The organism is Enterobacter cloacae complex sp. S2 (assembly GCF_015159675.1).
GTDB classification, from domain to species: Bacteria; Pseudomonadota; Gammaproteobacteria; order Enterobacterales; family Enterobacteriaceae; genus Enterobacter; species Enterobacter intestinihominis.
In genome coordinates, this window is record NZ_JADDTS010000047.1 from 1 (window position 1) to 10,640 (window position 10,640).

The 10,640-nt window shown below is 54.8% G+C and carries 11 protein-coding genes; 6 read left to right on the forward strand and 5 right to left on the reverse strand.

Features of this window, described 5'->3' with window-relative positions; genetic code table 11:
• The coding region (locus IPZ49_RS19955; protein WP_238406990.1) for an STY4199 family HEPN domain-containing protein at positions 1 to 174 on the reverse strand (174 nt) is incomplete at its 3' end.
• A 146-nt stretch (positions 175 to 320) separates the two neighbouring features.
• Here IPZ49_RS19955 and IPZ49_RS19960 point away from each other — a divergent pair.
• Both IPZ49_RS19960 and IPZ49_RS19965 read left to right on the forward strand, forming a co-directional pair.
• Complete coding sequence (locus IPZ49_RS19960; RefSeq protein WP_038416887.1) at positions 321 to 860, forward strand: GNAT family N-acetyltransferase; 540 nt, start codon at positions 321 to 323, stop codon at positions 858 to 860.
• Positions 861 to 931: 71 nt separating this feature from the next.
• Positions 932 to 1,270 (forward strand): lysozyme, encoded by a 339-nt coding sequence (locus IPZ49_RS19965; RefSeq protein ID WP_022649714.1) that lies wholly within the window; start codon positions 932 to 934, stop codon positions 1,268 to 1,270.
• Here the strand turns inward: IPZ49_RS19965 and IPZ49_RS19970 are convergent.
• Positions 1,249 to 1,851, reverse strand: a complete 603-nt coding sequence (locus IPZ49_RS19970; RefSeq protein WP_048966371.1) for a response regulator transcription factor — start codon at positions 1,849 to 1,851, stop codon at positions 1,249 to 1,251. The genes IPZ49_RS19965 and IPZ49_RS19970 overlap by 22 nt on opposite strands.
• Positions 1,852 to 2,025: 174 nt before the next feature.
• Positions 2,026 to 2,784, reverse strand: a complete 759-nt coding sequence (locus tag IPZ49_RS19975) for an SDR family NAD(P)-dependent oxidoreductase (protein ID WP_023298834.1) — start codon at positions 2,782 to 2,784, stop codon at positions 2,026 to 2,028.
• A gap of 119 nt (positions 2,785 to 2,903) precedes the next feature.
• On the opposite strand from IPZ49_RS19975, the gene IPZ49_RS19980 reads away from it, so the two are divergent.
• The 3 genes from IPZ49_RS19980 to IPZ49_RS19990 all read left to right on the forward strand — a co-directional run bounded on the left by IPZ49_RS19980 (position 2,904) and on the right by IPZ49_RS19990 (position 6,462).
• Positions 2,904 to 3,803, forward strand: a complete 900-nt coding sequence (locus IPZ49_RS19980; RefSeq protein ID WP_032621978.1) for a LysR family transcriptional regulator — start codon at positions 2,904 to 2,906, stop codon at positions 3,801 to 3,803.
• A gap of 50 nt (positions 3,804 to 3,853) precedes the next feature.
• Entirely contained in the window at positions 3,854 to 4,879 is a 1,026-nt protein-coding gene (yhjD, locus tag IPZ49_RS19985) for an inner membrane protein YhjD (RefSeq protein ID WP_022649719.1), read from the forward strand.
• A gap of 260 nt (positions 4,880 to 5,139) precedes the next feature.
• Complete coding sequence (locus IPZ49_RS19990; protein ID WP_022649720.1) at positions 5,140 to 6,462, forward strand: MFS transporter; 1,323 nt, start codon at positions 5,140 to 5,142, stop codon at positions 6,460 to 6,462.
• Positions 6,463 to 6,555: 93 nt separating this feature from the next.
• On the opposite strand, the gene IPZ49_RS19995 is transcribed toward IPZ49_RS19990, so the two are convergent.
• Both IPZ49_RS19995 and pdeH read right to left on the reverse strand, forming a co-directional pair.
• Positions 6,556 to 8,598 carry an AsmA family protein gene (locus IPZ49_RS19995; protein ID WP_023298835.1) on the reverse strand — a complete coding sequence of 681 codons (2,043 nt, stop codon included), beginning with the start codon at positions 8,596 to 8,598 and terminating at the stop codon, positions 6,556 to 6,558.
• Between the two features lie 65 nt (positions 8,599 to 8,663).
• A complete protein-coding gene (gene pdeH / locus IPZ49_RS20000; protein WP_015571521.1) occupies positions 8,664 to 9,437 on the reverse strand; it encodes a cyclic-guanylate-specific phosphodiesterase in 774 nt (257 codons plus the stop codon).
• 230 nt (positions 9,438 to 9,667) lie between these two features.
• Here pdeH and IPZ49_RS20005 point away from each other — a divergent pair, with 230 nt between their 5' ends.
• The gene (locus IPZ49_RS20005) at positions 9,668 to 10,597 is read left to right on the forward strand and encodes a sugar kinase (protein WP_022649722.1); all 930 of its coding nucleotides are present in this window, start codon (positions 9,668 to 9,670) and stop codon (positions 10,595 to 10,597) included.
• Positions 10,598 to 10,640 lie beyond the last annotated feature (43 nt).

The window sequence follows — 10,640 nt, forward strand, 5'->3', positions numbered from 1 at the left end:
CCACCCGCCCAGCCCCAGGCGGGCGCTATCCAGTTGTTCCAGAAACCAGCGTGGATCTTTTCCTTCAGAAACATGTACATTCAACAGAAGTAAGATTTCAACAGACGCCTGGCGGATCGCCGCCAGACAGTGTTCAAACTGTTCGCGGGTATGATGCGATGAGCTAATCATCATTGTTTTCCTTGAGAGACAATGAGTACCGCCAAAGCGGCATTAAAAGTCGTTTTTCTTTTTATTTATAGGAGGTTAAACATACCTGACTTTCTGTTGAAATAAAGTGACAACCCTATAATCATTTGCAATGTCTCCGGAGGATCGTCATGCCCGCCTTAACCACCGCGCGTCTCACCTGCTTGCCGCTGCAAGAGCAAGACTGGCCCTTTTTTCTGTCGCTACAGCAAAATCCTGACGTGATGCGTTTTGTCGCCCATGAGCGTAGCGAGGCTGACATTCGGGAGGCCTTTGTGTCTCGTCTGTTGCCGTGGGCACCGGGCAGCTCGCACTGGCTCTGCCTTGTGGTGCGTGAGACGGCCAGCCAGACGCCGCTGGGCGTAACCGGCTATGTGCACCGGGAAGCAGATTGTGCCGAAGTCGGTTTTCTCTTTGCGCCCTCTGCGCAGGGGAAAGGTTACGGCTTTGAATCTCTGCGGGCGGTGTGTGATTTCGCGCTGACCCAGGGCAATATCCGTCGGCTCACCGCGACCGTGACGGCGGGAAATATCGCCTCAAGGCGACTGCTGGAAAAAACAGGTTTTCAGCTGGAAGGTGAGTTGCGCGAGAGTTATTTCCTTTCAGGGCAATGGCATAACGACTGGCTATTCGGTTTACTGAAAAAGGAATATCTGTTCAGTAAAACCTGATCAACGGCCATTTGGCGGATATTCCCCGGGCTGTTTTCCCTTTATAGTTCCGCCATAAAGAGGAAACGCTTATGACGGGTTATGCAATGCAGATATCTTCTGCTGCAATCGCATTAATTAAAAAACAGCAGGGTCTTTCCCTGGAGAAATACCGTGACGAAAAGGGAATATGGGTTATAGGTTACGGTCACGTGATTCGCCAGTGGGAAAAATTTAACGGCCTCATCACGCCGACTGAGGCGGAGAATTTGCTTTTCAATGATATTCATTTATGTGAGTCGCTGCTGCGGGAAATGAACAAACGCCCATTAACCCAACAGCAGCATGATGCACTGGTATTAACGCTCTTCAGTTTTGGGGAAGATTCCCCTCTGCCAGAGAAGATCCTTCAGGCCGTCGCCCGGGTATAGTACATCGCGGCCTGCGTCCGGTTTTTGACATCAAGACGACGGAAAAGCGTCTCAAGATGGGCTTTTACCGTTGCCGCACTGATATTGAGATTACGACCTATCTCTTTATTTGACTCTCCGGCCGCCAGTAATTTCAATACCTCACGCTGGCGCTCACTTAACAATGACAGCTCATCATGAGAGGAGTGCTGGTTCATCCACTCGCCGGGAAAACAGACCATCCCTCGCGATACAGAATCCAGCACGGCGGAAAAGCGTTCGGGATTCGCATTACGAGGGATTATTGCCACCACGTTGCGCTGTAGCATTTGCTCAACCCAGCGAGGCTCTTTTTTCGTTAACACCAGCACCACGCGCGCTGTTGGAAAACGATTCATAATCTCTTCCGGTAAAGCCACACCGTTATCATGAATTAAATACCCATCTATCATGACGATAGCGGAAGGTGACGCAGATAAGTGTGCCCATAATTCATCAGTCTGACGAGTTCCTGTCAAATCTATTTCCGGAATTAATTTCTGCAAACTGCACTTCGCTCCATGAATAAATATTGACTGCCTGTCAAACATGATTACTCGCATCGTATTACTCCTCTGAGAATAGCGAAGGGGGATTCTACAGAGGCATTTTTTAAGAAAAAACTCAATGAATGGAGAGGTTACAATTCACCCAGCTCTCTTTATATCTTTCATCATTTAGACACACCTGCTTTAAGGATTTCCTTAAAAGGGTTCCCTCCCCCTTAAGTCTGAACATTACAGGAACATACCGCCTGAAACTTCAATACGTTGCGCATTCATCCAGCCCAGTTTGTCACTGAGCAACGCCGCAATGGCGTCACCGATATCATCGGGCAGGCCCACCCGTCCCAGCGCCGTCTGCGAGGCCAGCAGCTGGTTAAGCTCCGCATTATCCCTTACGCGTCCGCCTCCAAAGTCGGTTTCAATCGCGCCAGGCGCGATGATATTGACGGAAATTCCGCGCACGCCAAGCTCTTTTGCCTGATAGCGGGTCAGCACTTCCATCGCCCCTTTCATTGCCGCGTAAGTCCCTGAACCTGGCTGAGTAAAACGGGCCAGTCCGCTTGAGACATTCAGGATCCGTCCTCCGTCTTTTATGAGCGGCAGCAGCTGTTGTGTGAGGAAAAACGGACCTTTGAAGTGAATATTCACCGCATCATCAAACTGCGCTTCTGTCGTCTCGGTATAGGGTGCGTATAACCCTGTACCTGCGTTGTTCACTAAATAGTCAAAGGTGTCACGTTGCCAGACGTGTGTAAGGGTTTCCTTCACCTGTTGAGCGAAGCGCGCAAAACTTGCCGTATCGCCGACGTTAAGCTGCAATGCTGCCGCTTTTCTACCTTTTCCCTCAATTTCGCGTACAACTTCCTGCGCCTCCTGCTGACTGCTGTTCCAGGTCAGGATGATATCTGTCCCTTCCGCAGCAAGCTTCAAAACCGCATTTTTACCCAGGCCGCGGCTACCGCCCGTCACTAATGCAATACGTTCACGCATAATTCACCTCGTTTCGACTGCGATGAAGATTGAGAATGAGCTTATTAGATGGTAGAAAATCAATAAATAGTGCCGCCAACGCTTCACTGTTTCATTTCAAACAACAATGACCCATATCTATGGATAAAATATACGCAATGCAGCTTTTCCTTCGCGTCGCGGAACTGGAGAGTTTTACCCGCGCGGCGGAGACGTTAAGCCTGCCGAAGGGGAGTGTCTCGCGGCAGATCCAGGCGCTGGAGAACGCGCTTGGCACTCAACTGCTGCACCGCACTACCCGCCGCGTCAGCCTGACGCAGGACGGCATGGTTTATTACGAACGCGCAAAAGATCTGCTGATGAATCTGGACGAACTGGACGGCATGTTTCTGCACGACCCTTCCACCATCAGCGGTCGGCTACGTGTGGATATGCCCGTTGCCATTGCACGAAATGTCGTCATTCCGAAACTGCCTGCATTTTTACAACAGTTTCCCGGCATTGAGCTTGAGCTAAGCAGCAGCGATCGTCTGGTCGATGTCATCCGCGAAGGATTTGACTGCGTGGTTCGCGTGGGAAACTTGAAGGACTCCGGGCTTATCGCCCGCCCGCTTGGGAAGCTTTCAGTGATTAACTGCGCCAGCCCGGATTATCTCACGCGATTCGGCTACCCTGAGACGCTGGATGATTTGGGCTCACACGCCCTCATTCATTACTCCGCCACGCTGGGCACCCGTCCTCTGGGTTTTGAGTATTTCAACGGCAGCGCGACCCAGTGGATAAAAACGGGAGGCGTTTTGACGGTTAACAGCACGGAAACCTACCAGGCCGCCTGTATCGCCGGGCTTGGCATTATTCAGGTCCCGCGCGTCGGGGTGCGTGATGCCCTGCGCACGAAAAAACTCGTTGAGATCCTGCCGCAATATCGGGCTGAACCAATGCCCGTCTCCCTCATTTATCCCCACCGCCGTAACCTCTCCCGTCGGGTGCATGTGTTTATGGAGTGGCTTACCGAACTCACAAAAAGTTACGTGGACTAGTCGCAAGCTATAATTCAATAACATCCAGCTCAACGAAAAGGAAAATGCGCGTGACGCCGGAAAATAACCCGCAACGACCGACTCAACATTTAGATTATGAACCCATCAAAAAGATGGATAACGAGCCTGAAGCGCCGAAGGAGCCTGGAACGACCAGCAAAGCGCTGGGCACCGTGACCGGCATAGCCGAAAAAATTCAGCAGATACCCGCGATTGCTCACCTGATCCGCGCCGCTGAGCGCTTTAACGACCGCATGGGAAATCAGTTTGGCGCGGCGATCACCTACTTCTCTTTCCTGTCGATGATCCCTATCCTGATGGTGTCGTTTGCTGCCGCCGGTTTTGTTCTGGCGTCTCACCCGACGCTGTTGCAGGACATCTTCAATAAGATCCTGACCAACGTCAGCGACCAGACGCTCGCCACGACGCTCAAAAGCACCATCAATACCGCCGTGCAGCAGCGTACCACCGTGGGTATCGTCGGGTTGCTGATTGCGCTCTATTCCGGGGTTAACTGGATGGGCAACCTGCGTGAGGCCATTCGCGCCCAGTCGCGTGACGTCTGGGAGCGTACGCCGCAGGATCAGGAGAAGATATGGGTGAAGTATTTGCGCGACTTTATCTCGCTGATTGGTCTGCTGGTGGCGCTGGTCATCACGCTCTCTATCACCTCGGTCGCCGGTTCTGCGCAGCAGATGATTATCTCCGCGCTGTATCTGGACTACATTGAATGGCTGAAACCGGCCTGGCGCGGTATAGGGCTTGCTATCTCCATCTTTGCTAACTACCTGCTGTTCTTCTGGATCTTCTGGCGTTTGCCCCGCCATCGGCCGCGCAAGAAGGCGCTGATCCGTGGGACGTTGATTGCCGCCATTGGCTTTGAGGTGATCAAAATTGTGATGACCTATACGCTGCCATCGCTGGTGAAGTCCCCCTCCGGCGCGGCCTTTGGTTCGGTGCTGGGGCTGATGGCCTTCTTCTATTTCTTCGCACGCCTGACGCTGTTCTGTGCCGCGTGGATCGCCACCGCAGAGTATAAAGACGACCCACGCATGCCGGGAAAAACCCACCACTGATGTCCTGTCGGGCTGATATTTCAGCCCGATTCATCATTTCAGCATATAAATCCAGACCGTAACTTTTATTTAACTCAAAACCAGTTTTAATGACTGATATTTAAAATGTGTGAAGCATTTCATGGAAGTGTTTTCGCTGGTCTGAAAATTATCCGCTTTTTGTTGCTTTTATGACCATGTCACGCCTTTGTTACAGATTGAAATGTCGCTTTTGCTGTGCCTAATATGGCCCTTCGTTCGTCCAAAAATAAGAAAATATTATGCAAGCAACAGCCACCACACTTAACGAAGGGGCGGAACACGTTCCGGTCAACTCCCGCAATAAAGTCGTCGTCGCATCGCTGATTGGCACCGCCATTGAGTTCTTCGACTTTTATATTTACGCCACCGCTGCGGTCATTGTCTTTCCGCATATTTTCTTCCCACAGGGCGACCCGACGGCAGCCACGCTACAGTCTTTAGCTACCTTTGCTATCGCCTTCGTTGCGCGTCCTATAGGTTCAGCGGTCTTTGGCCACTTTGGCGATCGCGTCGGGCGTAAAGTGACGCTGGTTGCCTCGCTGCTGACGATGGGGATCTCCACCGTCGCCATCGGCCTGCTGCCGACCTATGAAACTATCGGCATTCTGGCGCCTGTGCTGCTGGCGCTGGCGCGCTTTGGTCAGGGCCTGGGGCTGGGCGGGGAATGGGGCGGCGCGGCGCTGCTGGCGACCGAGAACGCCCCGGCGCGTAAGCGTGCCCTGTATGGCTCTTTCCCACAGCTGGGCGCGCCGATTGGCTTCTTCTTCGCGAACGGCACCTTCCTGCTCCTCTCCTGGCTGCTGACCGATGAACAGTTCATGAGCTGGGGCTGGCGTATTCCGTTCGTCTTCTCTGCCGTGCTGGTGCTGATTGGCCTGTACGTGCGCGTGTCGCTGCACGAGACGCCGGTCTTCGCTAAAGTCGCCGCGGCGAAAAAGCAGGTTAAAGTTCCGCTGGGGACGCTGCTGACCAAACACCTCCGCGTGACCGTGCTGGGTACGTTCATCATGCTGGCGACCTACACGCTGTTCTATATCATGACCGTGTACTCCATGACCTACAGTACCGCCGCCGTACCGGTCGGACTGGGCCTGCCGCGTAACGAAGTGCTGTGGATGCTGATGATGGCGGTTATTGGATTTGGCGTGATGGTGCCCATCGCGGGCCTGCTGGCGGATAAATTTGGCCGTCGTTCAAGCATGATCGTCATCACCTCGCTGATCATCCTGTTCGCACTGTTTGTCTTCCCGCCGCTGCTGGGTTCAGGTAGCCCTGCGCTGGTGATGGCGTATCTGCTGATTGGTCTGAGCCTGATGGGGCTGACCTTTGGCCCAATGGGCGCGCTGCTGCCGGAGCTGTTCCCGACTGAAGTGCGTTATACCGGCGCGTCGTTCTCCTATAACGTTTCGTCTATTCTGGGCGCCTCGGTGGCCCCGTATATCGCCACGTGGCTTCAGGCGAACTATGGTCTGTTCTATGTGGGTGTCTATCTGGCGGCCATGGCAGCGTTGACGCTGATTGCGCTGCTGCTGACGCACGAAACTAAGCATCAGACTCTGTAAGCGAATGCCGGGTGGCGGCTACGCCTTACCCGGCCTACGATTCACATGTAGGCCGGGTAAGCGCAGCGTCACCCGGCAAGAACAGGCCACACCTTACTTCTTCATCTGCGACAAAATCGTCCGACACTGATTCGCTTCGCCTTCTGACGGCGAAATCAACGCCAGCAGCGCCGCCGCAGGGGTGACCAGCGTGGCGAGGGCGGCGGCAACCGCACCGCGCGCAATCAGCGGCCCGGCCTTCACGCCCGCCTGCGGATCTTTGAAGGTCCCGCGAACGTAGAGCGGCGAGCGCAGGGTGATGATGCGAATGCCTTTACTTTCCGGATCGATGGTTAAATCCAGCTGCTCGGACGCCATGCTGGCGGTACCGGTGATGTTGATAACCGCGTTTTCCGTGTCGAATGCGAAAATCTGCGGACGCGCCACACCGTTGACCAGGTCCACGTTTGCCGCCGCGCAGTTCACGCGCACTTCATCGTCTCCGAAGATTTGTCCGACGATGAAGTTACCGACGTTCAGCCCCAGGATCTCCATCAGGTTACGGCTCACCAGCCCGTCGTTCATTAGCAGCTTCAGGTTGCCGTTTCCGCTGCCTAACAGCGCGGCCACAGAGTTACCCGTGCCGCGAATATCCGCATCGCCGTTCATCTCACCGAGGGTTTTCTGCATCAACTCCACGTCCGGCATCAGCTCTTTCAGCTTCAGACGACGCGCCTGGATCTCCGCCCTTCCCTGCATCGGCTTTTTATCCCCCTCCAGGTGGATATTCGAGGAAATGGTTCCCCCGGCCATGCCAAACTTCAGCGGTTGCAGGCGCAGATCGGCGTTTTTCAGGATGATATGGGTCGAGAGGTTGCTCAACGGCAGCGTGCTGCCATGCTCAATTTTACGTCCTTTGAAGCGCACGTCCGCATCCATTACGTCCCACTTGTCGGTTTCGAAGCGGTCATAGGGCAGCACTTTACCCGCAGGCTGAGCGTCCTTTTTGACCTCTTTTGACTTCGTGCCTTTACCCGAATCTACGCCAATCAGCGGACCAAGATCGGCCAGACGCAGCTGGCGGGATTCAACGTCCCCCTCCAGTTTCGGGCGCGGTTTTCCGGTGGTGTAGGTCAGCGTGCCGTGTATATCGCTATCGCCGATGCGGCCGTTGAACCCCCGGTAGTCAAAGACGGACGATTTTTCAGCGTCGATTTTTGCGACCAGCCGCCCGTCCGTTTCAAACGGCGGGGTATCCGGCAGCAGCACGCCGGTGAGATCGTACAGTTCACCCAGCGAATCCCCGGCAAACTTAAGCTGGAGGTCGACGCCGCCCATGTTCATCGGGTCGTTAACCGTGCCCACGAACGCCACGCGGGTATTGCCCGAGCGGAAGTCCGCCTGCACCGGGAATGGCGTACCCTCGCTCCTGAGCGCCAGCATACCGCCGATTTTGCCTTTACCGGTCAGTGGCTGGCCGTTGTAGCGCCCTTTCGCTGTCAGGCCGAAGACGTAATCGCCAGCTTTGCTGTCATCGCCTTTGGCTTTGCTGCCCGTCACTTCGCTAAACGGCAGCGGCTTGCCCAGCGGATCGACGAGGATCTCCACGTCAGCCTTACTTACTTTATCGTCAATGGCGATCCGCCCCCGATCGAACAGAATATTGTCGAGGCGGAAAGACCACGAAGAGGGCTGCGCATTCGGATCTTTATCGCCGCTGCTGGCGAGATCGAACGTCCAGTTGTTGGTTTTCTCCGACAGGCGAATCAGCCGCGCGTCGGGCTGCTGAAGTTTGATCCACGGCAGATACACCGTTTTGGTTAACAGGGCTAACGGCGCCAGCGTGGCTTCCACGCGCGGCAGGTGGATCATGGTCACTTCGGGGATGTCCGGCGGGTTGCCAAGAATGATGTCGTCAGCGTGAACGTGCGGCCAGGGCACCCAGCTTCGCCAGCCGGTTTCCTCTTTCTGACGCTCCCACACGACCCCCAAATCGCCACGTATTGCGAAGGGGCGGTTTAGCTCGGTCGAGACTTTCTGGTTGATGGTCGGTTTGAGGCGGTTCCAGTCAAACGTGGCGATAATGATGATTAAGACCACGATCAGCAACAAGAAAATCCCTGCTGTCCAGGAAATCACCCTGGTTGTTTTTGTCATTGTTGTCCCCTTTCCTGATGAACTTGCCTTTAAAACTATAGTTCAGACAAAGGGAAGCGGGCAGATCAGAGGGTGGTTATCACCTTTTCCAGGGTATCCATGGGGACAGGACGAGAGAGGAAATAACCCTGTGCCGCCGCTGCCGGAGAATTTTGCACGTCGCGCCACTCTTCCAGCGTCTCTACGCCTTCCACAATGACGCCCTGGCAATAGCGGTTCATCAGTTGCAGGAGCATCGTAAACAGGTTCCGTCCTTCCGGTGTCTGGCGCAGCATGATAAACAGATCGCGGGCCACTTTGATGTAGTCATAACGCACTTCGCTCAGGGCGGAGAAGTTGGCCATACCGGTACCGAAATCATCCAGCCACAGCGGGCCAAACTCACACATCGAGGCAAATGAGGAGTCCTGCGGCAGCTGAACATGTTCCACCAGCTCGAAGCGCATCCACGGCAAGGTGGCAATCAGCGCCTGCAGCGTCGCATTCTGACGTAACGCCATCAGGGTTGGGCCATCCACGTTCACCGAAGCCAGAATACCGTGCTGCTCGAAGAACGCCTGCTTCGTCGCCAGCATTCTCAACTGCTCTTCCAGCACGTCGATGCGCTGACGCACGGCAACCTCCGCAAAATAGCGGTCCGGCGCGATACGCTGCGAAGGGTTCGATGGATGAGTGACGACCGTTAACACCTCAATTGCCATTAACCGACCGTCAGTACGGTAGATAGGCTGATAGGTGTACGCTCGCTCACATTGCAGCCAGTAGCGATGCTCCTGCAAGTTCTCAATACTTGCCTCAGGCGTAGTGCTCAGCCGCTGGATAACCTGCTCTGACTTCATTTCGGATGTCCTGTTGTATGGGATAGCCTTTCTGGACTCGTCACTGAGTTATCGGCCCGCCAGGTGAGAACTTTATGTTCAATTCAGCGGGAAAATGAAATTAAGATGACAGAAATATGCCGGAACACGCGCTGGCTCAAAAAAAATAATGGAACGTCGTTTTAATATGGTTGACCGTAAAAAACACACAGCGCACACTACCCTTAATTACTCTGTTCAGGTTCACGACTATGTCTAAGAAAATTGCCGTGATTGGCGAATGCATGATTGAGCTGTCCCAGAAAGGCGCGGAAGTCAGCCGCGGTTTTGGCGGCGATACATTGAACACCTCCGTTTACATTGCCCGTCAGGTCGCCCCCGACGCGCTGAGCGTGAGCTACGTTACCGCGCTGGGAACGGACAGCTTCAGCCAGCAGATGCTGGAGGCCTGGCAGGGTGAAAACGTTGAAACTTCGCTGATCCAGCGAATGGAAAACCGTCTGCCGGGTTTGTACTACATCGAAACCGACAGTACCGGCGAGCGCACCTTCTATTACTGGCGTAATGAAGCGGCTGCCAAATTCTGGCTGGAAAGCGATGCCGCCGCTGCGATTTGCGAAGAGCTGGCCACCTTCGATTACCTCTACCTGAGCGGGATCAGCCTGGCGATCCTGAGCCAGCAGAGCCGTGAAAAGCTGCTGTCACTGCTGCGTGAATGCCGTGCCAACGGCGGTAAGGTGATTTTCGATAACAACTACCGTCCGCGCCTCTGGGCCAGCCGTGAAGAGACGCAGCAGGTGTATCAGCAGATGCTGGAATGCACCGATATCGCCTTCCTGACGCTGGACGATGAAGATGCCCTGTGGGGTGAAAAGCCGGTTGATGAGGTCATCGCCCGGACGCAGGCCGCTGGGGTCAGCGAAGTGGTGATTAAGCGCGGGGCGGAGTCTTGCCTGGTGGCGGTGGCGGGTGAAGCCGTGACAGAGGTGCCGGCGGTGAAGCTGGCGAAAGAGAAAGTGATTGATACCACTGCGGCGGGCGATTCTTTCAGCGCGGGGTATCTGGCGGTACGTTTGACGGGAGGTACACCAGAAGCGGCAGCGCAGCGCGGACACTTGACGGCCAGCACGGTGATTCAGTATCGCGGAGCGATTATTCCGCGCGAGGCGATGCCTGCTTAAGGAATGGGCGGGCTGATGCCCTCACCCTCTCCCACAGGGCTGA